The sequence below is a fragment of the Lentzea flaviverrucosa genome (assembly GCF_003350445.1).
Taxonomy (GTDB): Bacteria; Actinomycetota; Actinomycetes; order Mycobacteriales; family Pseudonocardiaceae; genus Lentzea; species Lentzea californiensis.
This window is the reverse complement of record NZ_QQAU01000009.1, coordinates 111,510-137,199: the sequence shown is the minus strand read 5'-3', so window position 1 is coordinate 137,199 and position 25,690 is coordinate 111,510. Positions and strand designations below refer to the sequence as shown.

Genomic DNA, 25,690 nt, shown 5'->3' with positions numbered 1-25,690 from the left:
TTCCTCGATGCTGGTGGCCGCGGCTCAGGAGAGCCCGGCCCGCGCTGCCGCCCAACGGACGGCGGATGGTCAGTCGCCGCTGAGAACGGGCAGCTGGAGTGCGGTGGGCGCCGCCAGGTCGAGGTCGCCCGCGCGCAGGTGCTCCGCTCCCCGGTCGCGTGATTCAGCCGGGTGATGTTCGAGCAAATGGTCCGAGCATCGGGCCGTTGTGAAATCGACGCTTTTGTCTCCATGCTACACCAGCAGCCGCCAAGTGTGATCGATTTACCCGCGGGGTGGAAAATCCGCAGAAACTTTCTGGGGATCAGCTGTGTGCGTCTGACCTGCTGGGTTGGCCTGCTGGAGCGAATTTCGGTGTTTTCGGCCTAGCTGTGCGGGATGGCTGGTCGAGGATTCGGCGGAATTGCGGTCGATCGCCGGGAGAATTGTTCATGTCCGGGCCGCTTTCAGCCGGCGAGCTGCCGCTGCGGCAGGACGATCGAGGACGGGTGGCCGGCGTCGTGGAAGACCTCCACGGTGGTCGCCCGCGGCTCTGTCGCGGTGTGGGACGGACCGCCGTCGCCCAGGTTCCGGGCGAAGCGCGGGAACGCCCCGGCCGACACCTGCACCCGGATCCGGTGTCCGCGGCGGAAGACGTGCGCGGTCGGTGACAGGGCGACGGTCACCCTTGTGACCCCGTCCGGCCGCACCTTCACCAGGTCGTCGCAGATGTTCAGTGACCTGCCGCGTCCGTCCACGTCGCACAGGCGGACGAACAGGTCGCAGGACGGGCGGTCCGCGCGCAGCCACACCTCGGCCGCGATCTCACCGATGACCTCCACGTCGGCGTCCAGCACGGCCGAGGTGAAGACCAGGACGTCGTCCCGTGCCTCGAGCTTGCGGTTGTCGACGGGTCCGGCGCCGCGGCTCTCCAGCTTCGGTCCGCCCAGCGACGGCGTCGGGTCGGCGGGGTCGTAGGTGAACGACGTCGGCGGTGCGGGCGGGCTCGGCGCGGGATGCAGTTCGCCGCCGGGAGCGAGGTGCCAGCGCTGGCCGGTGTAGCCGGTGGGCGGCCACTGGTCGAAGTCGCGCCATTCGTCCACGCCCATCACGAAGAGGCGGACGGGCGGCTTGCGCGGTGGCTCGGTGCCGCGGGCGTGGGCGGCGGCCCAGCCGATCGTGTCACCGAGCACCGCGGCCATCCCGCCGACGTGGCCGTGCCACCACGGCCCGACCGTCAGGTGCGCGTCGCGTCCGGCCGCCCTGAGCACCTGGAAGTCGCGGAGCTGGTCGGCGAGGAAGATGTCGTACCAGCCCGCGATCGAGCTGACGGGCACGGTCACGTCACCGACGGCGGGGGAGTGGTCCTCGTTCTTCCAGAACGGGTCGTTCTGGTCGTGGTGCAGGCAGTCCTGGTAGAACGGCCAGGCGTGGCCCAGCGCGGCGGTGTCGGCGTCGACGAGCGGCAGCGTGCGCATGGCCTCCCGGACGCGCTTGCGGCCGATGCCGAGCAGCGCACGCCAGATGCCCCCGGGGCGTTCCTGCGTCGCAGTGCTCACCGACCAGCCCAGCAGCGTCTCCACCTCGAAGCGGTCCGGTCGTAGGAACGACAGCGCGAGCCGCGACGACGTCACGTGCGGCACCATCGCCTTGACCTGCGCGGGAGCCTCCGCCGCGACGGCCCACTGGGTGTAGCCGAGGTAGCTGCTCCCGGTCAGCACCACGTCGTTGCCCCAAGGCTGCGCAGCGAGCCAGCGCAGCGTCGACAGACCGTCCTCGCGTTCGTGCCGCATCGCGCGGAAGTCGCCGTCCGAGCCGAACGTGCCCCGGCAACTGACGGTCAGCACGTGCAGGCCCCGCTCGGCGAGCGCTCGCCCGTACAGCCAGTCGAGCGGCCCGGTGCGCCCGTAGGGCGTTCGCACCACGGCGGTGGGCGCGCCACTCGACGCGTCGGCCGGCGCCCAGTGGTTCGCCAGCAGCGTCTGCCCGTCGTGGGTGGGGATCCGCAGATCCCGCTCCACGGTCACGTTGCGCGAGAGGGCAGGAGGAAGCTTCAGCAGCCGCTGGCCGATCAGGCCGGCCGCCCTGCCCGAGAGGTCGAAGCGAGGTCGTGTGCCCACAGTGATCTTTCCTACCAGGCCCGCGGTGCGGATGACGTCGCCGACGGGCCGGCACGTGCCTGCTGTCCGTCTTGTCAGCGCCCGGCCGGGCCGTACCCGTCGAGGCGCAGGAAACCGGCCGCGTGCAGTCGCCGGGTGGCGCCGTCGTCGATGCTGACCCTGCTGAGCGAGCCGTCGACCGCCCCGCCGACTGTCATGGCAGCGATCAGCGCGGGGAACAGCACGGTGCGCACGAGCATCGCCCAGGGGGCCGCCGCGCCGATCCGGTGGCCGTTCTTGGCGCGGACCAGGCGGGTTCCGGTGAGCACCGCGCCGAGCGCGCGGCCGTTGCCGAAGAACAGGCCGTAGAGGACCGGCACGCCGACCAGCAGACCGAGGATGGTCAGCAACGCCGCGTTGTCGGAGATCTCGCTGTCACGGGTGGCGAGCACGACCGCGACGAATCCGGCGAACGCGCAGAACAGGTAGACGACGAAGTCCACGAACCAGGACAGCAGGCGCGCCCACCCGCCCGCCGTGACGTAGAAGGTCCCGTCTTCGAACGTGTCGAGCCGTTGCGCGATCGCCGACCCGAACTCGTGTTCCACGTGCTGTTTGAGAACGTCCAGCCGGCTCGGCGGCCGGTCGGAGCCGATGACGCTCATGATGCCTTCCCCGTCGTGAGGGACCGAACGTAGCGGAGACGCCCCCTCGCCAGTATGGGTTGATCAACCCCTGGACGGCACCGAGATCCTGTGCATCGCACCTGACGTTTTGGATGTCATCGAACAACCTGCGGCAGCCTCGGACCCTGTGCCACCCTCAGCGGCGGGGAGGTACCGGGGGATGTGGTGTTTCAGGTTGCTCGGACCGTTTCGGGTGGAATGCGACGGGGCCGAGGTCGCTTCGGGCACACCGCAGATGCGCACGGTGCTCGCCCTGCTCGTGTGGCACGCGAACGAGGTCGTGCCGGTCGGCCGGATGTTCGACGAGCTGTGGGGTGAGGTGCCGCCGGCGTCGGCGAAGGTGCAGTTGCAGGGCATCATCTCGCGGTTGCGGAGGCTGCTCGGCAAGGAGCGGATCGCGACCGCGGCGACGGGGTACGTGTTGCGCTGCACCGCGGCGGAGCTCGACGTCGAGCTCGTGCGGCAGGACCTGGCGGCGGCGCGCGGGCTGATCGCGGGCGGTGACGTGGCGTTGGGCGCTACGCGGTTGCGCGAGGCGCTCGGGCGCTGGGACGGTCCCGCCGACCTGAACCTGACCGAGCCGGTGGCCGCACAGATCGACGAGCTGCGGATGACGGTGCTGGAGGAACGCGCCGACGCCGACCTCTTGCTCGGTGGCACCGCCGATCTGATCGGTGAGCTCACCGCTGCCGCGGCCGCGCACCCGCTGCGCGAACGGGTGCGTGCCCAGTTGATGACCGCGCTGGCACGGCGCGGCCGGGTGTCCGAGGCGCTCGACGTGTTCCTCACGTTCCGCCGCACCATGGTGGACGAGCTGGGCGTCGAACCGTCGGCTCAGCTGTGCTCGCTGCACGCCCGCATCCTGCGGGGCGAACCGGGCGTGCGGCCCGCGTTCCCGGTGCCGCGCGAGGCACACCAGCCGCGCCAGCTGCCACCGGCGCTGCCCGACTTCGTCAGTCGCGAGGAGCTGCTCACCGAGCTGGCGGACGTGCTCACCGCGCCGGGCAGGGAACGCTCACCGCTCGTCGCCGTCTCGGGTGCCGCGGGCCTCGGCAAGACGGCGTTCGTGGTGCAGCTGGCCCATCGGGTGCGCGAGCGGTTTCCGGACGGTCAGCTCTTCGCGACGTTGCGCGGCGACGACACGATGGCTGTGCTGCAACAGTTCCTGCGCGCGCTAGGCGTTCCCGCGGACCTCGTGCCGGCCGCGGAGGACGAGTGCTCGGCACTGCTGCGCGACCTGCTGGCCGGCCGGGAGGTGTTGCTGGTCGTCGACAACGCGGCCGACGCGCGCCAGGTGCGGCCGTTCGTGCCGGCCGAACCCGGCTGCGCGGTGCTGGTGACGAGCAGACGCACGCTCGGCGAGCTGGAAGGCGCACGACTGGTGCGCTTGGGCCTGCTCGACGCCGACGAGTCGGCCGAGCTGCTGGCGAAGATCATCGGAGTGCCGCCGGGCGACGCGCTGGTGGCGCACTGCGGCGGGTTGCCGCTGGCGTTGCGCGTCGCGGGGGCACTGCTGCTCGACCATCCACACTGGACGGTCGACGACCTGGCCGCCCGGCTCGCCGACGAACGCACCAGGCTCGACTGGCTGGAGGTGGGCGACCTCGACGTGCGGGCGAGCTTCGACGCGAGCTACCGGCAGCTGTCGCAGTCGCACCAGATGTTGTTCCGCCGCCTGGGTCTGCTGCCCGCCACCACGGTGCCGGGCTGGCTCGCGGCCGCACTGCTGGACGTCGGGCAGACCGGGGCGGAACGGGTGCTGGAGGACCTGGTCAGCTGGCACCTGGTGAGCACCGCCGGATGCGGCACCGCGATCCGCTACGGCATGCACGACCTGCTGCGCTGTTTCGCAGCCGAACAGGCCGAACCCGAGCAGGGCGCCGTGCTCACCCGCGCGGTCGGCGCCTGCCTCGAGATGGCGGAGTCGATGGCCGCCCGGCTGCCCACGGGCGTGCTAAAGCCTTTGCCCGGCAAGGCACTGCGTCACCACGCGGAGGCCGATGCCTGCGACCCGATCGCGTGGTTCGACACCGAACTGCCGACGCTGCGGGCCGTCGTCGAGACAGCGGCGGTGCGCGGCATGGCCGAACACGCCTGGGAACTGGCCGTGGTGTGCCAGCGGTACTTCGACCACTGTGGACACGACGACGCCTGATCCCGCGCACCGAGTGGGTCAGCCTGCGGACAGGCCGTTCCACTCGGTGCACGGTCACCTGAACCGGCGCCTAGGGCGTGTCCCATAAGTCTCGACCGTGACTCTCATCGAACGGACTTACGGGACACGCCCTAAGGGCAGGGCTGCGCCGATGCCACGCGGGCATCGGGCGGGAGGTTCACCAGACCGTCGGGCTTCACGACGGTGATGAGGTCCCTGTAGTAGGTGCTGCGGTACAAGCACCATGGCGCGGTGGTGCGGTTGTACGCACTCCTGAACACAGGCCGCGGACCTGGGTCGCCCAGGTCGGGATCACCGACTTGGAGCATGACGATCCGCTCCGTGCCGCTGACACCGGTCCACAGGCAGAACCGGCTCGTGGGGCAGTCCCTCCACGCGGCCGGCGACACCGGCCCGGCGACGGCAGGGGCCACTGCGAACAGCGACCCCGCCATCACCGCGCCGGCCACGAGCGCTGCTGCTCTGCTGGCCAGCACGACTCACCTCCGGTCAGGGACACACCCGCAACGAGGTGATCCGGTTGCGGAACTCGGGCAGGAGGTTCGCCCCGCCACCAGGCCCACCGGCCGCCATCAGGGACGTGTAGTTGGCCCCGTCGTAGAGGCACCACCGCTGACTGGTGCGGTTCATCATGCTCTCGGCGTTGTTGTTGAGTCCGCTGGGCCCGGGAGCCGCGCCGAGGTTGGCGTCACCGACGGCGAAGATGCCGATCCCACCGGTGCCGTTGAGACCCGTCCAGATGCACAACCGCGCCGCGGGGCAGTCGCTGTAGGCGGCGGCCGACACGTCACCGCTCGGCTCGCTGATCTCCGGAACGGACGACGCGCTCGCGGGCATCGTCACCAGCGACGCCGCGAACGCGGCACCGGCCAGGGCCATCAGGGTTTTGCGAATCAAGAGAACTCCCCCTTCTCAGGAAGAGGCGATCTCGCCTCCGTCACCGAGACTGGGGAACCGCGCTAACCGTCCACTAACAGCGACTAACCGCCGGGCGAACCTGCAGCAGACCGCGGTTCAGGCCTGCGCTTCGCGGACGTCCTGCCCGTGCTCGGCGAACGCCTTGAAGTCCTGCATGTGCTGCAGCGACTGCTTGCGGAACGTGCCGGGCATCAAGAGCCCCACCAGCCGCATCAGCACGCCGCTGAACCGGTACTCGTTCTCGCTCACCCACAGCGTCGTCCCCGGGCCGGTCTCGGTGAAGCGCTCGCGCGCGGCGCTCCACATGCCCTTGGCGACGATCTCGCGTTCGTAGTGGACGACGGTTTCCCTCGCAAGCCCTTGCAACTCCACCGGTTCCCGGCGCGTGATGGTCTCGATGCCCTCGAACGTCTGCTGACCGGACTGCATCACCACTCGCGACCTGGTGCCGACCTGCCCGTGCGCGCCGCTGAGCGGCTCGTGTTCCACCAGGCCCCGCAGCCACTTCGGCATGTGTTCCGGGTCGGAGAGCAACTGGACCACCTTCTCTCGCGGCAGGGCGATCTCCAACGAGACGGTGTACTTCATGGCGCGGCGCTCCAGTTCTCGTGCGAACGGGGCGCACCCTAACAGCTTTGTCGCACATGTCCTTCGAGTCCGGCGAGTTCCCTGTCCACGACAGCTGCGAGGAGCCATTCAAGATGCGAATCGGGAGCTGACAACGTCTTCGCGTCTGCGCTTGATTCACCCAAGTTCGCTTGTTAACGTGCACATCCGCTTGTGGCGCCGATCACACACAGGCCGTGCTTCCGGCCTGCCCCGAGACCGTGGCGACCCGTCAACGTTGATCCACGCGAGGAGCAGGAATGGGATTTCCGAGGTTCGCCGTGCTGGCGGTCGCGCTGTTGGCGGCGGCGTGCGGCGCACCGGCGGCCGGTCAGCAACCCGCCTCCGGCGACGGTGCGCTCGTGGGCGTGACCATGCCGACGACCAAGTCGGAGCGCTGGATCAGCGACGGCGAGAACATCAAGCGCGACCTGGAGTCACGGGGGCACCGGGTCGACCTCCGCTACGCCGAGAACGACGTGGCCAACCAGGTGAAGCAGATCGAGGACCAGATCGCCAAGGGTGCGAAGCTCCTGATCATCGCCTCGGTGGACGGCTCGGCGCTGACCAAGCCGCTCGACACGGCCGCGAACGCCGAGATCCCGGTGATCGCCTACGACCGGCTCCTGCGCAACAGCCCGAACGTCGACTTCTACGCGACGTTCGAGAACTTCCGGGTCGGCATCTACCAGGCCGAGTCGCTGCTGACCGGGCTGGGCCTGCGCAACCCCGACGGCAGCCCCGGCGCCGCCACGGGTCCCTTCAACATCGAGCTGTTCGCCGGCTCGGCGGACGACAACAACTCGGCGTTCTTCTTCAACGGCGCCATGTCCGTGCTCCGGCCGTACCTCGACAACGGCAAGCTGGTGGTGCGCAGCGGTCAGACGGACTTTCAGGCCGTCACGACCCTCCGGTGGGACGGTGAGACCGCCCGCAAGCGCATGGAGGAGATCCTTGGCACGACATACCGCCGTGCCAAGGTGAACGGCGTGCTCTCTCCCTACGACGGCATTTCCCTCGGCATCCTCACCGCCTTGAAGAACAGCGGTTACGGCCCCGCGTTCCCGACCGTGACCGGCCAGGACGCCGAGCTCGGCTCGGTGAAGTCGATCCTCGCCGGCGAGCAGTACTCGACGATCTACAAGGACACCCGCGAACTGGCGAAGGTGACGGCGTTGATGGCCGAGGCCGTGCTGAAGGGCCGCACGCCGCCGCAGCTGAACAACCTCAACGACTATGACAACGGCGTCAAGGTCGTCCCGGCCTTCCTGCTGAACCCGGTGAGCGTCGACAAGGCCAACTACCACAAGGTTCTCGTGGAGTCCGGGTACTACACCGACGACCAGCTCCGCTAGCCGCTACTCGAACACCCCGTAGCCCGCGACGGCGTGTGCCCGCACGCCGTCCATGTCGAGCTCCACGCCGATGCCGGGGGTGTCGGGCAGCGTGATGTGGCCGTCCTTCACGATCGAGCCGCTCCCGTCGGGGGCGTGGACGTAGCTGTCCCACACCGCGCGCTCTTCCAGCGCGTGCCATTCCTGGACGAAGAAGTTGGGGATGGCTCCGCACAGGTGCGACGTGGCCATCGTGCCCAGGGGTGTCGACACCAGGTGCGGTGCGAACGGGATGTAGTGCACCTCCGCGAGGTTGGCGATCTTCTTGGCTTCGGCGAGGCCGCCGCACTTCGGCACGTCCGGCTCGATGACGTCCACGGCGCCGCGTTCGAGCAGATCGCGGAACCCCCAGCGCAGGTAGAGGTTCTCGCCCGCGCAGATCGGCGTGCGGGTCTGCGCGCGCACCCGTGCCAGCGCGTCGACGTTCTCCGCCGGCAGCGGTTCCTCCAGCCACATCAGGTGGAACGGTTCGAGCTCCCACGCGATCCGGCAGGCGCTCGGCACGTCGTAGCGGGCGTGCAGGTCGATGGCCAGGTCGACGTCCGGTCCGATCGCCTCCCGGACGGCTGCCACGCGCTCGGTCATCGACCGCAGCTCGGCGGCGTTGACCGTGTGGTTGAACGCGTCGAACTTCGCGGGGTGGTGGAGGTTGTCGATGTCGAACTTGATGGCCGTGAAGCCTTCGCCGACCATCCGCTGGGCCCGGTCGACGCACCCGGCGATCGAACCCGCCGGGTCGTCGCCGTCACCGCAGTCGGCGTAGAGGCGGATGCGGTCGCGGAACTTCCCGCCGAGCATCCGGTAGACCGGCTGGCCCGCGGCCTTGCCCGCGAGGTCCCACAGCGCGAGCTCGATGCCGGACAGGGCGATCACGAACACCCCGCCCTGGGGGCCGGCGAAGACCTTGTTGCGGCGGAGCTTCTCCCAGCACCGCTCGACGTTGCGCGGGTCCTCGCCGATCAGGAGGGGTGTCAGGAACTCGATCATTCCGACGACGGCGCCCGCGCCGGCATCGGGATTGGCCTCGCCGAACCCGCTGAGGCCCTCGTCGGTGTCGATCCGGACCAGCGTGGCCTGGCCGTGGTAGTCGACCACCGCCGTCGTGACGTTCACGATCCGCATTGCTCTCCCGCCGCTGGGTCGTGCAGATGAACGGAGTCTGTCGCGATGTCTAACTTGTCCTATAAGCTGATGACATGCAAAGGGGACAAGAGTCTTCGGACGCTGTCAAGGTCCGGACTCTGCCGGTGCAGGTGGCGGCACACCTGACCCGGCGCATCGTCAGCGGCGAGATCGAGGACGGCCGTGCTCCGTCGGAGCTCGACATCTCGCGTGAGTTCGGGGTGTCCCGCGTGGTGGCGCGGGAGACGCTCAAGATCCTCGCCTCGCTCGACATCGTCGAGGTCGCGCAGGGCCGCCGCGTGGTCGTGCGCCCTCCGGCCGAGTGGGACTACCTGAGCCCGTTGCTGATCGAGTGGATGCCCTCGGAGATCGTCGGCGAGCTGCTGCAGGAGCTGCACCAGATGCGCGTGCTGCTCGAACCCGAGCTCGCCGCGATGGCCGCGACCAGCGTCACCGGCGAGACGCTGGACCGGCTCAGGGACGAGCTCGACCGCATGGCGGCGCTCGAATCCGATCCCAACGCCTACCTCGAGGTCGACCACGAGTTCCACATGGAGATCTGCCGGGCGGCCGACAACCGCATCCTCGACCGGATCATGTACTCCGCCCGGTGGCTCGGCACGGCCAGCCGGCGCATCACCAACGAGGCGCCGGCCGCGCTGCGCAAGGCCACCTGTGACCACACGGAGATCTACGAGGCGCTCGTGGCGCGCGACCCGGCGGCCGCCCGAGCCGCGATGCGCAAGCACCTCGCCAACAACTCCAACCTCCTCGCGGAGAAGGAGCAGCAGACCAAACGGTCCGCACGGCGGCGCTAGCCGCACCACAGCACCAGATCACCGTTCTTCACCGCATGAACGACCCGGCAGCGCGGCCCACGCCTCGTTGTCCCGCCGGTTGCAACGTCGCCCCGTCGGTACGCGTCCGCTCGACCGGACGCGAGAGGAGTGGTCATGGAAGAGAAAACGGACTTATCCAGGCGCACCTTCCTGGGGGTGAGCGCGCTGGGCGTGCTCGGTCTCGCCGGGTGCGGGCCAGGCCCCGCATCCGCACCGCAGGTGGACGTCCAGGTGCCCCAGGCCTTGCTCGACCAGGCGGCCTCGCTGCGCGGCGGGTCGGTGGGGATGCTCTCTCAGAAGCTGTACTCCGAGGCCGCCAACCAGGCCCTGGACCGGTCGTTGCAGGTGTTCGCACAGGCCACCGGGACCACGGTCCGCAACGACCTGGTCTCCGGCGACGCCGGGGACATGGTCGCGAAGATGGACGCCGAGGTGAAGGCGGGCACCAGCCGAGATTTCGCCTTCGTGAGCGACCGGCGGTTCGTCGGTCAGCTCCACAACCTCGGCGCCCTCACCGACGTCACCGACGTGGTCGACGAGATGCGCAAGCTCTACGGGGAGCCCGCGACGGAGGCGAGCACCTACTGCGTGTTCGGCGGGCGCTGGTTCGCGATCCCGTACCACTTCATCGCCTCCGCGATGTACCTGCGCAAGGACTGGTACCAGGAGAAGGGGATCCCGCTCAAACCCCACTACACGTGGGAGGAGTTGCGCGACAACGCCTTGGCGGTCTCCGACCCGGCGAAGAAGCGCTTCGGCTGGGGTCTCACGGTGAACCGCTCCGGCGACGCCAACGGCTTCATCGCGAACGTCGTCAACTGCTACGGCGGGGCGATCGCGGACAACACCGGCACGAAGGTGGTGTTCAACTCGCCGGAGACCGTCGCCGCCGTCACGTTCATCGGCGACATCTACACGAACCCGAAGTACACGCCGATGCTGCCGCCGGGGATCGGCAGCTGGACCGACTCGAGCAACAACGAGAACTGGCTGGCCCAGATCCTGGGGCTCACGCTCAACCAGTTCAGCGTCTACGCCGACTCGAAGACCAAGAACAACCCGGTCTACGCCAACACCCACCCGTTCAACGGCGCCACCGGACCGGCGATCGACAAGCCGCTCGCGTTCGGCGAGTCCAACTCGTTCGTCGTGTTCAAGGGGGCGAAGAACCCCGATCTCGCCAAGCTGGTGGCGAAGTACATGGTGAGCGGGAGCGCGCTGCTCGGTGTCGCGAAGGGGGCACCGTGCCTGGTGAACCCGTCGTGGGACAAGGTCTGGGACTCCGACCCGTACTACACCAGCGGTGACCCGGCCTTCCCCGCGCTGCGGGAGCAGACCCGCACGCCGCTTCCCCTGACCACGAGGACCGGCTTCTCGTTCCCGCAGGCGCCGAGTCCCGGCGAGCAGGCCGCCACCGCCGCCTACCTGCTGACCGACATGATGCAGTCGGTCATCCAGGGCACCCGGCCGGCCGACGCCGTCGCCTCGACCCACGCCCGGATCGTCCAGGTGTTCGAGCAGCAGGGCTACAAGCAGTGACCATCCTGCGTGAGCGGCCGGCGCCGGTTCGTCCGGCGCCGGGCGGGTCGTCCTCGCTCACCAGGTCGCAGCGGCTGCTCGGGCGCGACTGGCGCCTCGCCGCGGCGTTCATCGGGCCGACGCTGCTGCTGGTCTCGGGCCTGATCCTGTTCCCGATCGTCAGTTCGGTCCTCACCAGCACGACGGAACGCCACGGTGCGGAGACGGTCTTCGTCGGGCTGGACAACTACGTCGCCCTCATCAACGACGCCGTGTTCCACAAGGGCGTGCTCAACTCGTTCGTCTTCACCGCGTACGCCGAGATCTTCAAGGTGGTCCTCGGCCTCATCGCGGCGTTGATGCTGCACCACATGCGCCGCGGCCGGGCGATCATCGCCGGCGTGATCCTGCTGCCGTGGGTGGTGCCGACGGTCGTCACGGCCTTCACCTGGCGGTCGTTGTTCGACCCGATCTTCGGCAGCGTCAACGTCCTGCTCACCGACTCGGGCATCGGGCCGGCCCTCGCGGCGGTCGGGCTCGTCGACTCCTGGCCCGCGGAGTGGCTGTCCGATCCCGCGCTCGCCATGCCGGCGGTCATCCTGGTCAACGTCTGGAAGGGCATCCCGTTCTTCACGGTGACGTTCCTGGCCGGGCTCAAGGCGATCGACAGCGGTCTCTACGAGGCGGCCATTGTGGACGGTGCCTCGCCATGGCAGCGTTTCAAGCACATCACGCTGCCGGGGCTGCGCCACATCATGATCGTGACGGTGCTGCTGTCGTCGATCTGGACGTTCAACAACTTCGACCTGATCTGGCTGATGACCCAGGGCGGGCCGGGGGACGCCACCGCCCCGTACGTGATGGTGGCCTACTCGAAGGCCATCCAGCAGCTGCAGCTGGGCGCGGGCGCGGCGGTCACGCTGGTGATGCTGCCGATCATCGGCATCCTCGTGGTGATCCTCGTGCGGATGATGCGGCGCAGTGATCTCCCGGGCACGGGCGACCTGGGGCGCAGGAGACTGACCCCCGCGCAGCGCAAGGCGTTGCCGTGGGTGGTCGTCGTGGCCTCGGCGCTCGTCCTGGTCTGGGCGTCGCCGCACATCGTGTGGAAGGCAGCGCTCGTGCTGGGCGTGTTCGTGGTGCTCGCGGCCGGCGTCGGACGGGTCGTCTCCGTGCTCGCCGCGCGGGGGAACCGGCTGGCCGCCCGCGTGGTCGGCGGCACCGGCAGCGGGATCGCGCTCGTGGGCCTGCTGGGCTTCGTGCTCGCCCCGCTCTACTGGATGACGGTCACGGCCTTCAAGTCCGACAACCAGATCGTCGCGCGCACCGACGACCTCTGGCCGACCCCGTGGAGCACCGAGCAGTTCACCAACCTGTTCTCGGGCAGGGCGTTCGGCACCTGGTACGTCAACACGATCCTGGTGTCGGTGGCGTCCACCCTGATCGCCCTGGTCTGCGCGGCGCTGGCGGGCTATGCGTTGGCACGGCTGAAGTTCCGCGGTTCGGAGAGCTTCACGGTGACGATCCTGCTCACCTACGTGATGCCGGGCGCGCTGCTGTTCATCCCGCTGTACCAGATGATGAGCGGGATCGGGCTCAACGACTCGCTGTGGGCGCTCGTGCTCGCGTACCCGACGTTCACCCTGCCGTTCGCGACGTGGCTGCTCGTCGGTTACTTCAAGTCGATTCCGGCCGACCTCGAGGAGGCGGCGCTGGTCGACGGTTGCACGCGGTTCGGGGCGTTCATCCGGATCGTGCTGCCGCTGGCCAAGCCGGGCCTGCTCGCGGTCGCGCTGTTCACGCTCACCAACGCGTGGAACGAGTTCCTGTTCGCCTTCGTGTTCATCACCAAGGACGACTACAAGACACTGCCCGTCGGCATGCAGTCGATGATCTTCGGTGACGTCGTGCCGCAGGGGCAGCTGGCCGCGGCCTCGCTGCTGATCAGCATCCCGGTCGTGACCATGTACGCGTTCGGGCAGCGCTTCCTGACCGAGGGCCTCACCGCAGGGGCCGTGAAGGGATGAGCGAGACGCCGGCGATCACGGAGGAGCACGTCGCCACGGCGTCGCGGCCGAGCGATCTGCGCATCACCGACCTGCGGGTCGCCAACGTGGCCGGCGTGCCGTTCCGCTCGTCGATCATCAGGATCGACACCAACCAGGGCCTGGCCGGCTACGGGGAGGTGCGCGACCAGGCCAGCGCCACCTACGCGCTCGTGCTCAAGAGCCGGCTCGTCGGCGAGAACCCCTGCAACGTCGACAAGATCTTCCGCAAGATCAAGCAGTTCGGGCACCACGGCCGCCAGGGCGGCGGGGTCTCCGGCGTCGAGATGGCGCTGATGGACCTCGCCGGCAAGGCGTACGGGGTGCCCGCGTACGCGTTGATCGGGGGCCGGTTCCGGGACGAGATCCGGTGCTACGCGGACACTCCGTCGTTGCCGGACCCGCACGCGATGGGTGCCCGGCTGCTGGAGCGCAAGCAGCGCGGGTTCACGATGCTGAAGATGGACGTGGGCATCGACCTGCTGTGGGACGTGCCGGGGGCGCTGATCGCGCCGCCGGGCGCCCGCGGCGACCTGACGACGATGCACCCGTTCACCGGCATCCAGGTCACCGCGAAGGGCGCCGACCACCTGGCGTCCTATGTGGACACCGTTCGGTCCGTCGTCGGCTACGACGTCGCGCTCGCCGCCGACCACTTCGGCCACATAGCCCTCGACTCCTGCATCCGCATCGGCCGTGCGCTGGAACCGTTCACCCTGGCGTGGATCGAGGACCTGATCCCGTGGCAGCTGACCGACCAGTGGCGCCGGCTCACCGAGGCCGTCGCCGTCCCGACGTGCACGGGGGAGGACATCTACCTGCTCGACGGGTTCCGGCCGCTGCTCGACGCCGGCGCCATCCGCGTCGTGCACCCCGACCCGGCGACGGCGGGCGGGATCGCGGAGACCAAACGGCTCGGCGACCACGCGCAGGAACGCGGGATCCCGATGGCGCTGCACCTGGCGGCGTCACCGATCGCGACCATGGCGTGCGTGCACCTGGCCGCCGCCACGGAGAACTTCCTGGCGCTCGAACACCACGCGGCCGAAGTGGAGTTCTGGAGCGACCTCGTCACCGGCCTGCCCCGGCCGCTGATCCAGAACGGCCACATCACGGTGCCGGACACGCCGGGGCTGGGGTTCGGCGACATCGACGAGGAACTGCTGCGGCGCCAGCTCGACCCGCGCGACCCGGTGTTCTTCGCCGAGACGACGCACTGGGACGCGGAGTCGAGCCACGACCGGTTGTGGAGCTAGTGGTGTTCCCGGCGACGTTGCCGGGGAACACCACCGGTCAGGCCTCACCCTGCTCGGCACGCCACCGCTCGTACTCGGGCCGCGCCTCCTCCGACAGCGGGTAGTACCGCCGCAGGTCGCCGCCCTCGGACAGCCGGATCCGGGAGAACTCCTCCCATTCCGCGTGTTCCTGAGCGACGGCCAGCACGGCGGATGCGAGCTTGACCGGCACCACGACCGCCCCGTCGTCGTCCGCGACGACGATGTCACCCGGCACGACGAGCGTGCCGCCGCACGCCACTGGCACGTTGACGGCGGCCGGGACGATGTCGGTCTGGGCGTGGTAGTTCGGTGTGGCGCCACGGATCCACAGCCCGAGGCCGAGTTGCTTGGCTTCACCGATGTCGCGCAGGCACCCGTCGATCACGACACCGGCACCGCCGCGACCCTTGAAGTACGTCAGCATCATCTCGCCGAACACACCGCTGGCCATGTCACCCCGCGCGTCGACGACAATCATGTCGCCGGGCTGGGCGTGGTACATGACGTGCCGGTGCAGCTGCTTCTCCGGCTCCTCGTACTCGTCGACGGGGTAGAGGTCCTCCCGCTTCGGCAGGAACTGCAGCGTCAGCGCCGGGCCGGCCACGCGCAGGCCGGGCGTCACCGAGACCGGGCCGCGGATGAACGCGCTGCGGATGCCCATGCGGCTGAGCTCGGCGCTGGCCGTCGCGCTGCCGATGGCCGCGAGGCCCGCACTCAGTTCGGCGGGCGGGCGAACGATGTCGTGCGTCTCGACCACGTCGGTAGCTCCCTCGGATCGGGCCGGCCATCGGAGAGTTCGATGATCCAAGCCTAGTCCGCCGAACCTCTGCGGGGTAAGGAAAGTCGGCAGCTCGATCTTTCACGGTGGCGACGGCGGACGGCACCGACTATGGTCTCTGTCATATTCCTGAGTCGGGGACGGCGCGATGAGCGGGCAAGGCAGGCGCGGCACCAAGCAGCGGATGCTCGACAGCGCGGTGCTGCTTCTGCGGGAACGTGGCGCCGCAGGCGTGACGGTCGACGCGGTGCTGGCGCACAGCGGTGCGCCACGGGGTTCCGTCTACCACCACTTTCCCGGCGGCAGGAACGAGATGGTCCTGGGTGCGGTCCGCCAGGCCGGCGACTACATCACCGCCATGGTCAACGAGTCGGCGGCCCAGGGCGACGTCCGGCAGATGATGGAGCGTCTCGTCGTCTTCTGGAAGCGGGCGCTGACCAAGACCGACTACCGGGCGGGTTGTCCCGTCGTCGCGATGGCCCTGGACAGCCGCGACCTCGTCCCCGATGCCGGTGACGTGGTGCGGGAGATCTTCACCGGGTGGCAGAGCAGCCTCGCGAAAGCGTTGACGGACAACGGGTTCGCGCTACAACGCGCGCAGCGGCTGGCGACGCTGGTCGTGTCCGCGATCGAGGGAGCGGTCATCCTCTGCCGCGCCCACCGAGATCTGGGCCCTCTCGACGACGTGCTCGTCGAGATCGCGCCCCTGCTGGAGCGACGAGACTAGGAGCCTTGGCCCATGTGGAAACCCAGTGCCTGCATCCTCTGCGAGTGCAACTGCGGGATCGAGGTCCTCGTCGGTGACGACGGCCGGTCGTTCGACAAGATCCGCGGCGACAAGCTCCATCCCGCGTCAGCCGGCTACACCTGCAACAAGGCGCTGCGCCTCGACCTGCACCAGAACGGTGACACGGGACGGATCACGCACCCGCTGCGCCGGCGGTCCGACGGCACCTTCGAGGAGATCGACTGGGACACCGCGATCAGCGAGATCGCGGCGCGCCTGGGGGAGGTCCGCGACACCTTCGGCGGGGAGACGATCTTCTACTACGGCGGCGGCGGTCAGGGCAACCACCTCGGTGGCGCCTACTCGCCCGCGACGCTGGCCGCGTTCGGCGCCCGCTACCGCTCGTCCGCGCTCGCGCAGGAGAAGACCGGCGAGTTCTGGGTCAGTGCCCGCATGCTCGGCAACATGACCCGCGCGGACTTCGAGCACTGCGAGGTCGCGCTGTTCGTCGGCAAGAACCCTTACCAGTCACACGGTTTCCCGCGCGCCCGCTCGGTGCTCAAGGAGATCGCGAAGGACCCGGCCCGGTCGATGGTCGTGATCGACCCCGTGCGGACCGAGACGGCGGAGCTGGCCGACTTCCACCTCCAGGTCAGGCCGGGCACCGATCTCTACCTGCTGACGGCGCTGGCCGCCGTGCTCGTGCAGGAGGACCTGATCGCCGCGGACTGGCTCGCCGAGCACGCGGACGGTCTCGACGCCGTCACCGCCGTCCTGCGGCAGGTGCCCGTCGGCGACTACTGCGCCGTCGCCGACGTCGAGGAGGCGCTGGTGCGGGCGGTCGCCGCCCGGATCGCCGCCGCGGACTCCGTGGCCGTGTTCGAGGACCTCGGGGTCCAGATGAACCGCGACTCCACGCTCGTGAGCTACGTCGAGAAGCTGGTCTGGCTGCTCACCGGCAACTTCGGCAAGCAGGGCGCCCAGTACGTGCCCTCCAGCCTGGTGCCGATCGGCCGCGACCGGGGGCACGCCGGCGACGAGGGACCGCGCAGCCCGGTCGCGGGCGCACGGATCATCAGCGGTCTGGTGCCGTGCAACGTGATCGCGGAGGAAATTCTCACCGACCACCCGGCCCGCTACCGGGCGATGCTGGTCGAGAGCGCGAACCCCGCGCACTCCCTGGCCGACTCGGCCCGGATGCGGGAAGCGCTTGCCGCACTGGAACTCGTGGTCGTCATCGACATCGCGATGACCGAGACCGCACGCCTGGCGGACTACGTGCTGCCGGCGCCGACGCAGTTCGAGAAGTTCGAGGCCACGTTCTTCAACTTCGACTTCCCGCGCAACATCTTCCACCTGCGACACCCCGTGGTGCCCGCACCGCAGGGCGTGCTGCCCGAGCCGGAGATCCACGCCCGTCTCGTCGAGGCCTCCGGCGCGCTCACCGAAAACGACTACGCGCCACTGCGTGCGGCAGCGCAGGCTGGGCGAGCCGAGTTCGCGCAGGCGTTCCTCTCCGCTCTCGCGGATCCGGTGAAACGGCGGCTCGCGTCCGTTCTGCTGTACCGCACGCTCGGCCCGACGCTGCCGCACGACGCCTCGGCAGCCGCGGTGCTGTGGATGGCCGCGCACGAGTGCGCCCGCAAGAACCCGGCCGGAGTCGAGAAAGCGGGCTACGGGTCCGGGCTCGAAGCAGGGGAGCGGCTCTTCGAGGCGATCGTCAACGGTGCGCACGGCGTGAACATCACCGACGACGAGTACGACGTCTCGTGGCGGCGCCTGCGCGGTGAGCGGATCAACCTCGCGGTGCCGGAGCTGCTCGCCGCGGTGGCCGCGCTGGGTGACCGGCCTGTCCCACAACAGGATCCGGACTGGCCGTTCGTGCTGTCCGCGGGAGAACGACGCGCCTTCACCGCCAACACGATCATGCGCGACCCCAGCTGGCGACGGCGCGACCCGGACGGCCGCCTGCGCATGAGCGTCACCGACGCGACGAGGCTCGGCGTCACGACGGGCGACCGGGTCAAGCTCACGACCCGGCGCGGCAGCGCGGAGGTGTCCGTGGAGGCCACGGACACCATGCGCTCCGGGCACATCTCGCTCCCCAACGGCCTCGGGCTCACGGTGAAGGAGCGCACGGGCGTCGCTCCCAACGAGCTCACCGCCGCGGAGGACCGCGACGAGTGGGCCGGAACGCCGTGGCACAAGCACGTGCCGGCCAGGCTCGAACCGCTCGGGTGAAGGGTTCTTCCTGGGTGTGCCGCACCCAGGAAGAACGAGCCCTGGTCGCCTGAGCCTCAGGCTCGCAGGATCAGGAGCGTGACGAACCGGGTGAACGAGCAGAAGATCCGGGAGAACGTCGACGTGGTGGGCATGTGGGTCACCGCGGACGGCCACATCCGGCAGGAGCTGCGCGCCGACGGCCGGTACGACGAGGCCCGCGGCAGCCGCGCCAGTGCGTACACCGGCAGCTACACGGTGACCGGTGCGCACCTCGACTACGTCGACGACACCGGGTTCACCGCCACCGGTGACGTGCGGGACGGGGTGCTCCACCACGAGCACCTGGTCCTGCACCGGGAGGTCGCCGCGTCCTGAACGGTCCAGGACGTGAGCTCAGCCAGGCCGCTCCCACGCCTGCCGTTCCGCGCCGCGCGGGTCGTCGACCGTGCCGCTGTCGAGGTCGAACCGCATGGTGGTGCGCCGGTCCTCGGTGTAGCGCGGCCAGCCGGGATCTCCGGTGCGGGCGAAGCGGACCCAGCTGTCGTGGACCCGCGCGGTGAGGGACGACGGCGCTTCGTCCTCGCCGAGCAGCCTGTTCGGTCCGTGCAGTGAGGGAAGGCCGGTCCGCGCGAAGACGAACGGGAGCTCGACCGTGTGCGTGGCACCGAGCACGGGTGACCGCCACGCGAACTCGTAGGCGAAAGCCCGCGAGCGACGAGCGTAGGCCTCGGTGAGCGCCCAGGTGCCCGCGCCGAACAGGGCGTCCCCCAGGACGGCGGACCGGATCTCGCCGTCGGTGGCCGTCGGCCGCTGTTCGCGGTAGGTCTTGACCAGCCGCACGGGATCGGGGTGCGCCTTGGCCGCGACGGCGTCCACGTCGGCGCTGGTCGAGCTGTCGTACTTGCCGAACGGCACCAGGTAGAGGTTGCCCTCCTCGGTGTTCGCGCCGACGAGCAGATCGACCTCGGCGACGGTGGCGTCCGCCGGTTGTGCGTCGAGGACCAGGCTGAACGGGCTCAGCCCCACCAGCGGATCGGTGTGCGTGGCGGTCCGCAGGTCGATGCCCGCGAGCTTGGACGCCGTCTCCACGAGACGCTCGTCGGAGATCCCCGCGAAGGCGCCGGCGCTCGCCTCGACGCCGAGGAGTTCGGCGGCGGCACGGGTGACGGGGGACGCCTGCCCGGGCGAGAAGGCTCCCAGACCGCTTCCGCTTTGGACGATCGCGCGCTGGAACAGCCCGGCGGCCTCGGGTGTGGCCAGCAGCCCGCCGACGATGGTCGCCCCGGCGGACTGGCCGAACACGGTGACGGTGCCGGGGTCGCCGCCGAACCCGGCGACGTTCTCCCGCACCCAGCGCAGGGCCGCGACCACGTCGAGCAGGCCGCGGTTGGCCGGTGCGCCGGGTACGTCGAGGAACCCGGCGACACCGAGGCGGTAGTTCACGGTGACGAGCACGACGCCGTCACGGGCGAACGCAGATCCGTCGTACATCTCGGCGCGTCCGGAGCCCGCGACGAAGCCGCCGCCGTGCACGAACACCATGACGGGCAGGCCGGTGGCGGCGGCATCCGGAGTCCAGACGTTGACGGTGAGGTAGTCCTCGCCGCGGTGCCAGCCCTCACCGAAGTAGGCGCGCAGGTCCATGGTGCCGAGCAGCCGCGGCGCCTGCGGTGCGGTGGGCCCGAACTCGGTGGCGTCGCGCACGTCCCGCCACGGCTCGTGCTCCGCGGGTGCCGCGAACCGGCCGGCACCGGTGGGCGCGGCGGCGTACGGGATGCCGAGGAAAGCGGTGATCCCGTCCCGGCTCAGTCCGCGCACGGCGCCCTGGGCGGTGACGACCTCCATCGGCCTCACCTCTGCTCGTAGGGGGAGAAGGAGGCCCAGTCCTTGATGACGAACGTGTCCGCGTCGCGCGCGACCTCCACTGCGCCCCCACCGGGGAAGTGCGCCGGGAACACCAGGGTGCGGGTGTCCGCGGCCTCGCCCAGGATCCTGCGGCGGGTGGCGCGGGCCTCGGCGGGGTCCTCGCAGAAGCAGCTGTTGGCGTCCGGTTCGAGGACCTGTGCCGGGGCGTGCACCAGGTCGCCGACGAACACCGCGCGGTCGGTGCCGGAGGCGAGGGTCAGCACGCTGGAGCCCGGCGTGTGGCCGGGTGCCGGTTCCAGGCGCAGGTGGGCGTCGATCTGGTGGCCGTGCTCCCACAACCGCACCAGACCGGCCTGGTGCACGGGGGCGACGCTGTCCTCGAAGACGTTCTGGTTGCCGCGGCCGAGCACGGCGGTCCTCTCGTTGGCGGGGTTCCAGAAGTCGAAGTCGTCCTTCGGCATCAGGTAGGTGGCGTTGGGGAAGGTCGGCACCCAGGCGCGGTCCTCGAGGCGGGTGTTCCAGCCGACGTGGTCGACGTGCAGGTGGGTGTTGACGACGACGTCCACGTCCTCGGGGCGGACGCCGGCACGGGCGAGGTTGCCGAGGAAGTCAGTGGAGAGATGGCTCCACACCGGGGCGTACGGACGCTCCTTGTGGTTGCCGACCCCGGTGTCGACCAGGATCGTCCTGCCCCCGCTGCGCAACAGCCACGTCTGGATGGCGGCACGCACGTTCCCGGTGGCGGGGTCGAGGAACTCCGGCTCCGTGTCCTCCCAGACCTGCCGCGAGCTCTCGGGGAAGAAGACCTCGGGCGTCATCTCCACCGAGCCGTGGTACTCCCACACACGGGTGACGGAGACGTCACCCAGTTCGATCGTGTCCATGCCGTCGATGCTGCGAACTCCGGCCGTGGGCAACCAGACCCGCTCTTGCCTACCCCTGGCGTGGTCAGGCTCGCCGCATCCGGCTTCCGCATACTGGCCGGATGAGCGGACAGGGACAGCTCGCCGAGTACCTCCAGGCCTGCCGGGCGCGCCTGCGACCGGACCAGGTCGGTCTCCCGACCTACGGCGAACGGCGACGCGTCCCCGGTCTGCGTCGCGAGGAGGTCGCCGGCCTGGCCGGCGTCAGCGCCTCCTACTACATCCGGCTGGAACAGGGCCAGGCGCTGCACGCGTCGCAGGAGGTCGTGGCCGCACTCGCCAGGGCGTTGCAACTGAACCCGGAGGAACACGCCCACCTCCGCGAACTGGCCCAGCCACGACGCCACCGGACCGCGCCGAAGCCACCGCCCGAACGCGTGTCGCCCGACACCGCCGAACTCCTCGCCACGCTGGCCCAACCGGCGATCCTGCTGGGCAGGCGCGGCGACGTGCTGGCGTGGAACGCGCTGGGCCACGCCTTCTTCGCGGGCCACCTCGACCAGTCCAGTCCTCGACGCCCCGCCGACCGTCCCAACATGACCAAGCTGGTCTTCCTCGACGCGCACACCCGCGCCCTCTACGAGAACTGGGCGGTCAAGGCCCGTGCGGTGGTCGGCAACCTCCGCCTCACCGCCGGCAGGTACCCGGAAGACCGGGAACTGAGCGCCCTCGTGGGTGAGCTGGCGACCCGCAGCCCCGAGTTCGCGACGATGTGGGCCGACCACCGGGTGCGCGCGTGCGACAGCACCGCGCACCAGATGCACCACCCCGTCGTGGGGGAGATCGTGGTGAAACAGCAGACGCTCCGCATCCCGCACGCCCCGGACCAGACGCTGACCATCGTCACGGCGCAACCCGGATCGGCCGCGGAATCCGCGCTCACGTTGCTCGGGCAGGCCGTGGCGACGGGACCGTTCGAAGATCCGTTCCCAATGGACTTCGCGGTGCCGGGACCGGTGACCTCGCCGGATCCACAGGGCCGTCACTTGCCGTGACACCGCGCTCACCGGCGGGGTTGTGACCATCAACACTCGGCCGTGATGTTCTCGTGCTCGTTTCGTAATGTGGCGCGCTGTGTGACCATGCCCTGTCCCCAACGCAAGGTGTCCCGAATGTCGGGCCGACATAGAACGCCCCAGACAGCCAGCCGGAAGCTGCCCATCGCAGTTGCCGCCACCCTCACCGCGGGCCTGGCCGCGACCTTCTGGGTGGTCCGTGATTCCGACCAGCCGATCGACCCGGCGGGAGCGGCCGCCAACCTGGCCGCCTCGTCGATCTCCGCAAGCCAGCCGTCTTTCACCTCGTCGACCACCGCGCCGCCGTCCTCGGAGCCTCCGGTGACGACCACCACGGCGCCCCCGGTGACCACGACCACCACGCTGCCTCCCGCGCCGCCTCCGCCCCCACCGCCACCGCCCTGCCCGACCGCCCTGGACGGCACCAAGCCGCATGTGGCGCAGGTGGGCCACCACATCGCCGGCAAGTTCGGCGTCGAGGACATCGGCGGCGCAGCCGGCCGCGGCGGCTCCGGCGACCACCCCACCGGTCTCGCGCTCGACTTCATGGTCGACACCGCCACCGGCAACGCCCTGGCCGACTACGTGCTGGCCAACCGCAAGGCGTTCGGCGTGACCTACGTGATCTGGCGCCAGCGCTACAACGACGGCAGCGGCTACACGCCGATGGAGGACCGTGGCAGCCCCACGGCCAACCACATGGACCACGTGCACGTGTCGTTCCAGGCGACCGCGACGGTCAAGGTCACCTGCTGATCTTTCGAGTCGGCGCAGGCGACTTGTGGGCCGCGTCGCGTACGGCGCGGCCCACGACCTCAGTGCGGCAGATCGGTGGTCTCACGGGGCTGGCCGCCGCCCGCGCGGCCGGAGATCTCGGTGGGACGCGGGCCGTTGCCGTTGTCGACGACGACGCTCGAGACCAGCCTGCCGTTGAAGAACACGGTGGCGGCGCCGTCGTCGTCGAACAGGGAGAGCCTGGCGACGGTGCCGTTCGTCATGGCGCCCTCGATCTCGGCGATCACCTTGGCGGCGTCAGCGGGCGGGAACTGCCACGACATGCCGTCGATGGTGACGCGCCGCTTCGAATCGTCGGTCATTTCTGTCTCCTCGGGTAGGAACGAACGGTGCTGTTACCTGTTCTCTGACGGACCGCTGACGGTGCAGCGGAAGGAGAAGTCCTTGGCGCGGACGTCGAAGGACTGCGCCCGGTGCGCTGCCGCTGATGCGGTCAGGGAGTTGCGGTAGACAGCGGTGGCGCCGTCCAGTGCTTGGTCGAGCACGCCTTGGACGATGTCGACGGACACCTGTTCGCCTTGGGGCAGAAGGGCGTCCAGGTCGGGGCGGTCGCTGGTCTCCTGCGAGATCCAGATGGCCACGTCGAGGCGGCTGTGCGCGTCGCCGCGGAACACGTCGGAGTCGCGCAGCGAGAGCTGTTCGCCATCGGCGATGTCGTTGAAGCGTTCGGTGTGGACGGAGTGCCTCGGCTGCCCCGCGGTGTCCTCGGTGAGCACGAGCGCGTCCAGCCGGATGCGCGGTCCCCGTGATGCGCGGTTGTGGTGCACTACGAGGTTCGACAGTCGCAACGTGACCTCCTCGTGGTCCGAGTAGGTCGGGGCGGACGGCCGGTCGTCCACCTCGAACACCGTGTTCTCACCGATCGGAGCGGGTCTCGGGTCGAGGTCGAAGTTGATGGTGTGCACCGAGAACGTCACCGGCCTGCCGCGCACCGACGTGGTCTCCCTGCCGTCCGAGGCGCCGATCATGCAGAGGTGGCGCTCCAGCCGGGAGATGTTCCATTCCCTGCTCTTGTCGATGCCGCGTTGCTCGAGCACTCTCGTGTCGGTGGGCTCGCTGCTGACGAGCACCACGATCGTCTCCTCGCGAGGCGCGGTGGCCGGCACCGACTCGGGCCACGAGACCTCCATGCCGGGCAGCGCTCGCGTGTAGTCGTCGCTGCCGAACACGTAGCCGACGCCGGGATCGAGGCGCAGGCCGCTCGGGTTGGACGGGTAGAGCGACGCGATCTGTCCGGACACGCCGACGTCGAGCAATGACACGTACACCGCCGTGGTCTCGCTGTCGTTGCGCACCTCCACGCTGATCGACTGTCCGGAGTGGATGGTCGCGCCCGAACGGGGGAGCGGTGTGGTGGTGCCATCGCTCACCCGCCCGAAGCGGACCGTGACCGGTTCCGCGAGGGCCAGGTTGACCGGTTCGACGAGTGTTTTCAGCGCACGGGCACGGGCGAAGCGCCTCAGGTCCGCCACCACGGCGGCGATGCTGGGCCGCGGCTCGTGCAGCGGACCGGCCGCGTCGTGGATCGTGTACCCCTCCTCGCCCGCCTCCAGCCGGACGTGGGCGAGGTCGCCGCCGGCCGTGCCGAGCACCGCGACGGAGTCGATCGACGTGACGAGGTCGGGGTCGTCGGTGTGCACGAGCAGCGGTGGCAACGCGGTGTGGACCAAGTGGGCGCGCGCGCCGAGCGGGACGGGGACGCCGAGCACACCGTAGGCCGCCTGGGCGTCCACCCGGTCGGCCAGCACGTCGCCGACCTTGCGCTCCTCGTCCGGCTCCGGCGAGTCGTCCGGCATGATCACGAACCTGTCGCCGGGGCGGGCGCCGAGCAAAGCCGCTCCGGCGATGCGGACTCCGCCGCGGATCTCCGTGACCGGGAGCGCCCCCAGCGGGTCGATCTCACGGGTGTCGAACATGATCCGGCGGGCGGGCCCCTCGATCTCCGGGCGTTGCCCCGCCCAGACCTGGTTGACGCGGTGGCGCAGCCGGTCGACGAGCGTGGCCCACGAGGCGGTCAGGCCGCTGTCGTGCAGTTCGCCGAGCGTGCGGGTCAACGCGTCCGTCAGATACCCCATCGGCACGCCGTCGGCGTTCTCGCCCTCACAGGCTCGTTCCTCCGGTGCGCACGCGACGATGCGCACGGCGTGGGGGTTGCCCGGCGGGTTCCAGAGGTCGAGCGCCAGCCCTTCCCGGCGCAGGGTCTCGACGTGCGAGCTGATCACGCTGGCCGGCACGGGACGAGGGTAGGTGCGGACCAGGCCCGGCGCGCGGGACATGTGGCCGGAGTGGCAGCAGTCCAGGACCACCGTGACGTTCTCCGTGCGTTCGGTCAGCCTGGCGAGCAGCACCGACAGCTCCGGTGCGGTGATGCCGCGGAAGTCGTCCTCGGTCGTCTCCTCGAAGTCGGTGGGGACGATGAACTGGAGGGTGCCGGGGCCGGGGGTGCCGTGGCCGAGGTCGGGGTCGTGCGCGTAGCCGCCGTGCCCGCTGTAGTAGACGACGAGGGCGTCGTCCTCGCGGGCGTTGCCGATGAACCTCTCGTACTCGTCGAGGATTCCGGCTCTGCTCGCGTTCTCACCCTCGCACCGGGTGGAGGTGAAGTCCCACCGTTCCAACGCGGCCGTCATGGCCTTGAGGTCGTTATCGACGCCGTTCAGGCCCACCTGTGAACCGATGAGCAGTGCTTTGCGGGCCATGGGTTTC

General features: G+C 69.9%; 23 protein-coding genes. 11 read left to right on the top strand and 12 right to left on the bottom strand.

Going from position 1 to position 25,690, the window contains the following annotated elements; all coding sequences use genetic code 11:
• Window positions 1-446: 446 nt before the first annotated feature.
• A complete protein-coding gene (locus tag DFR72_RS26715) occupies window positions 447-2,099 on the bottom strand; it encodes a CocE/NonD family hydrolase (RefSeq protein WP_245983533.1) in 1,653 nt (550 codons plus the stop codon).
• A gap of 74 nt (window positions 2,100-2,173) precedes the next feature.
• Entirely contained in the window at window positions 2,174-2,743 is a 570-nt protein-coding gene (locus tag DFR72_RS26710) for an RDD family protein (protein ID WP_090063210.1), read from the bottom strand.
• Between the two features lie 196 nt (window positions 2,744-2,939).
• Between DFR72_RS26710 and DFR72_RS26705 the strand changes: the two genes are divergently transcribed.
• Window positions 2,940-4,919 (top strand): AfsR/SARP family transcriptional regulator, encoded by a 1,980-nt coding sequence (locus DFR72_RS26705; RefSeq protein WP_170176408.1) that lies wholly within the window; start codon window positions 2,940-2,942, stop codon window positions 4,917-4,919.
• Between the two features lie 131 nt (window positions 4,920-5,050).
• Here the strand turns inward: DFR72_RS26705 and DFR72_RS26700 are convergent, their stop codons facing one another.
• The 3 genes from DFR72_RS26700 to DFR72_RS26690 all read right to left on the bottom strand — a co-directional run bounded on the left by DFR72_RS26700 (window position 5,051) and on the right by DFR72_RS26690 (window position 6,446).
• Entirely contained in the window at window positions 5,051-5,416 is a 366-nt protein-coding gene (locus DFR72_RS26700; protein ID WP_143086595.1) for a peptidase inhibitor family I36 protein, read from the bottom strand.
• A 13-nt stretch (window positions 5,417-5,429) separates the two neighbouring features.
• Complete coding sequence (locus DFR72_RS26695) at window positions 5,430-5,837, bottom strand: peptidase inhibitor family I36 protein (RefSeq protein WP_143086594.1); 408 nt, start codon at window positions 5,835-5,837, stop codon at window positions 5,430-5,432.
• Between the two features lie 117 nt (window positions 5,838-5,954).
• The gene (locus tag DFR72_RS26690) at window positions 5,955-6,446 is read right to left on the bottom strand and encodes an SRPBCC family protein (RefSeq protein ID WP_090063203.1); all 492 of its coding nucleotides are present in this window, start codon (window positions 6,444-6,446) and stop codon (window positions 5,955-5,957) included.
• A 278-nt stretch (window positions 6,447-6,724) separates the two neighbouring features.
• On the opposite strand from DFR72_RS26690, the gene chvE reads away from it, so the two are divergent.
• Window positions 6,725-7,819, top strand: a complete 1,095-nt coding sequence (gene chvE, locus DFR72_RS26685) for a multiple monosaccharide ABC transporter substrate-binding protein (protein ID WP_090063201.1) — start codon at window positions 6,725-6,727, stop codon at window positions 7,817-7,819.
• 3 nt (window positions 7,820-7,822) lie between these two features.
• On the opposite strand, the gene DFR72_RS26680 is transcribed toward chvE, so the two are convergent.
• Complete coding sequence (locus DFR72_RS26680) at window positions 7,823-8,980, bottom strand: mandelate racemase/muconate lactonizing enzyme family protein (protein ID WP_090063200.1); 1,158 nt, start codon at window positions 8,978-8,980, stop codon at window positions 7,823-7,825.
• Window positions 8,981-9,054: 74 nt separating this feature from the next.
• On the opposite strand from DFR72_RS26680, the gene DFR72_RS26675 reads away from it, so the two are divergent.
• The 4 genes from DFR72_RS26675 (at window position 9,055) to DFR72_RS26660 (ending at window position 14,638) form a co-directional block, all read left to right on the top strand.
• Window positions 9,055-9,798, top strand: a complete 744-nt coding sequence (locus DFR72_RS26675) for a FadR/GntR family transcriptional regulator (RefSeq protein ID WP_245983532.1) — start codon at window positions 9,055-9,057, stop codon at window positions 9,796-9,798.
• Window positions 9,799-9,933: 135 nt separating this feature from the next.
• A complete protein-coding gene (locus tag DFR72_RS26670; RefSeq protein ID WP_090063611.1) occupies window positions 9,934-11,358 on the top strand; it encodes an ABC transporter substrate-binding protein in 1,425 nt (474 codons plus the stop codon).
• Entirely contained in the window at window positions 11,355-13,364 is a 2,010-nt protein-coding gene (locus tag DFR72_RS26665) for an ABC transporter permease (protein ID WP_090063196.1), read from the top strand. Before DFR72_RS26670 ends, DFR72_RS26665 begins: the two co-directional genes overlap by 4 nt.
• Window positions 13,361-14,638: a mandelate racemase/muconate lactonizing enzyme family protein gene (locus DFR72_RS26660; RefSeq protein ID WP_090063195.1), complete on the top strand. Its 1,278-nt coding sequence runs from the start codon at window positions 13,361-13,363 to the stop codon at window positions 14,636-14,638. The genes DFR72_RS26665 and DFR72_RS26660 overlap by 4 nt, the downstream gene beginning before the upstream one ends.
• A 37-nt stretch (window positions 14,639-14,675) precedes the next feature.
• Here DFR72_RS26660 and DFR72_RS26655 read toward each other — a convergent pair whose 3' ends face one another.
• On the bottom strand, window positions 14,676-15,416 hold the full coding sequence (locus DFR72_RS26655) for a ribonuclease activity regulator RraA (protein WP_090063192.1): 741 nt from the start codon (window positions 15,414-15,416) through the stop codon (window positions 14,676-14,678).
• Window positions 15,417-15,585: 169 nt separating this feature from the next.
• Between DFR72_RS26655 and DFR72_RS26650 the strand changes: the two genes are divergently transcribed.
• The 3 genes from DFR72_RS26650 (at window position 15,586) to DFR72_RS26640 (ending at window position 18,762) form a co-directional block, all read left to right on the top strand.
• Window positions 15,586-16,164, top strand: coding sequence for a TetR/AcrR family transcriptional regulator (locus DFR72_RS26650; protein WP_211335544.1), 579 nt, complete (start codon window positions 15,586-15,588; stop codon window positions 16,162-16,164).
• 12 nt (window positions 16,165-16,176) lie between these two features.
• Window positions 16,177-18,405, top strand: coding sequence for a molybdopterin-dependent oxidoreductase (locus DFR72_RS26645; protein ID WP_090063189.1), 2,229 nt, complete (start codon window positions 16,177-16,179; stop codon window positions 18,403-18,405).
• Window positions 18,406-18,537: 132 nt separating this feature from the next.
• Complete coding sequence (locus tag DFR72_RS26640) at window positions 18,538-18,762, top strand: Atu4866 domain-containing protein (protein ID WP_090063610.1); 225 nt, start codon at window positions 18,538-18,540, stop codon at window positions 18,760-18,762.
• An 18-nt stretch (window positions 18,763-18,780) separates the two neighbouring features.
• On the opposite strand, the gene DFR72_RS26635 is transcribed toward DFR72_RS26640, so the two are convergent.
• Both DFR72_RS26635 and DFR72_RS26630 read right to left on the bottom strand, forming a co-directional pair.
• Window positions 18,781-20,232 (bottom strand): carboxylesterase/lipase family protein, encoded by a 1,452-nt coding sequence (locus DFR72_RS26635; protein WP_090063188.1) that lies wholly within the window; start codon window positions 20,230-20,232, stop codon window positions 18,781-18,783.
• Window positions 20,233-20,237: 5 nt separating this feature from the next.
• Entirely contained in the window at window positions 20,238-21,137 is a 900-nt protein-coding gene (locus tag DFR72_RS26630) for an MBL fold metallo-hydrolase (RefSeq protein ID WP_090063186.1), read from the bottom strand.
• A gap of 101 nt (window positions 21,138-21,238) precedes the next feature.
• Here DFR72_RS26630 and DFR72_RS26625 point away from each other — a divergent pair, with 101 nt between their 5' ends.
• On the top strand, window positions 21,239-22,171 hold the full coding sequence (locus DFR72_RS26625; protein WP_090063184.1) for a helix-turn-helix transcriptional regulator: 933 nt from the start codon (window positions 21,239-21,241) through the stop codon (window positions 22,169-22,171).
• A 29-nt stretch (window positions 22,172-22,200) separates the two neighbouring features.
• On the opposite strand, the gene DFR72_RS47775 is transcribed toward DFR72_RS26625, so the two are convergent.
• The gene (locus DFR72_RS47775) at window positions 22,201-22,554 is read right to left on the bottom strand and encodes a hypothetical protein (RefSeq protein ID WP_143086593.1); all 354 of its coding nucleotides are present in this window, start codon (window positions 22,552-22,554) and stop codon (window positions 22,201-22,203) included.
• Here DFR72_RS47775 and DFR72_RS47770 point away from each other — a divergent pair.
• The gene (locus tag DFR72_RS47770) at window positions 22,538-22,948 is read left to right on the top strand and encodes a VldE C-terminal domain-containing protein (protein WP_143086592.1); all 411 of its coding nucleotides are present in this window, start codon (window positions 22,538-22,540) and stop codon (window positions 22,946-22,948) included. The two genes, DFR72_RS47775 and DFR72_RS47770, sit on opposite strands and share 17 nt — an antisense overlap.
• A gap of 59 nt (window positions 22,949-23,007) precedes the next feature.
• Here DFR72_RS47770 and DFR72_RS26610 read toward each other — a convergent pair whose 3' ends face one another.
• Window positions 23,008-23,289 (bottom strand): hypothetical protein, encoded by a 282-nt coding sequence (locus DFR72_RS26610; RefSeq protein ID WP_090063181.1) that lies wholly within the window; start codon window positions 23,287-23,289, stop codon window positions 23,008-23,010.
• A gap of 33 nt (window positions 23,290-23,322) precedes the next feature.
• A complete protein-coding gene (locus DFR72_RS26605) occupies window positions 23,323-25,683 on the bottom strand; it encodes a caspase family protein (protein ID WP_090063179.1) in 2,361 nt (786 codons plus the stop codon).
• Between the last annotated feature and the right edge of the window lie 7 nt (window positions 25,684-25,690).

Bases quoted from the DNA above. Each gene is read 5' to 3' on its own strand.
- DFR72_RS26640 (WP_090063610.1), top strand. From the start codon at position 18,538: ATGTGGGTCACCGCGGACGGCCACATCCGGCAGGAGCTGCGCGCCGAC.
- DFR72_RS26660 (WP_090063195.1), top strand. From the start codon at position 13,361: ATGAGCGAGACGCCGGCGATCACGGAGGAGCACGTCGCCACGGCGTCG.
- DFR72_RS26690 (WP_090063203.1), bottom strand. From the start codon at position 6,446: ATGAAGTACACCGTCTCGTTGGAGATCGCCCTGCCGCGAGAGAAGGTG.
- DFR72_RS26610 (WP_090063181.1), bottom strand. From the start codon at position 23,289: ATGACCGACGATTCGAAGCGGCGCGTCACCATCGACGGCATGTCGTGG.
- DFR72_RS26675 (WP_245983532.1), top strand. From the start codon at position 9,055: ATGCAAAGGGGACAAGAGTCTTCGGACGCTGTCAAGGTCCGGACTCTG.
- DFR72_RS26710 (WP_090063210.1), bottom strand. From the start codon at position 2,743: ATGAGCGTCATCGGCTCCGACCGGCCGCCGAGCCGGCTGGACGTTCTC.
- DFR72_RS26605 (WP_090063179.1), bottom strand. From the start codon at position 25,683: ATGGCCCGCAAAGCACTGCTCATCGGTTCACAGGTGGGCCTGAACGGC.
- DFR72_RS26630 (WP_090063186.1), bottom strand. From the start codon at position 21,137: ATGGACACGATCGAACTGGGTGACGTCTCCGTCACCCGTGTGTGGGAG.
- DFR72_RS26635 (WP_090063188.1), bottom strand. From the start codon at position 20,232: ATGGAGGTCGTCACCGCCCAGGGCGCCGTGCGCGGACTGAGCCGGGAC.
- DFR72_RS26670 (WP_090063611.1), top strand. From the start codon at position 9,934: ATGGAAGAGAAAACGGACTTATCCAGGCGCACCTTCCTGGGGGTGAGC.
- DFR72_RS26645 (WP_090063189.1), top strand. From the start codon at position 16,177: ATGTGGAAACCCAGTGCCTGCATCCTCTGCGAGTGCAACTGCGGGATC.
- DFR72_RS26650 (WP_211335544.1), top strand. From the start codon at position 15,586: ATGAGCGGGCAAGGCAGGCGCGGCACCAAGCAGCGGATGCTCGACAGC.
- DFR72_RS26625 (WP_090063184.1), top strand. From the start codon at position 21,239: ATGAGCGGACAGGGACAGCTCGCCGAGTACCTCCAGGCCTGCCGGGCG.
- DFR72_RS26680 (WP_090063200.1), bottom strand. From the start codon at position 8,980: ATGCGGATCGTGAACGTCACGACGGCGGTGGTCGACTACCACGGCCAG.
- chvE (WP_090063201.1), top strand. From the start codon at position 6,725: ATGGGATTTCCGAGGTTCGCCGTGCTGGCGGTCGCGCTGTTGGCGGCG.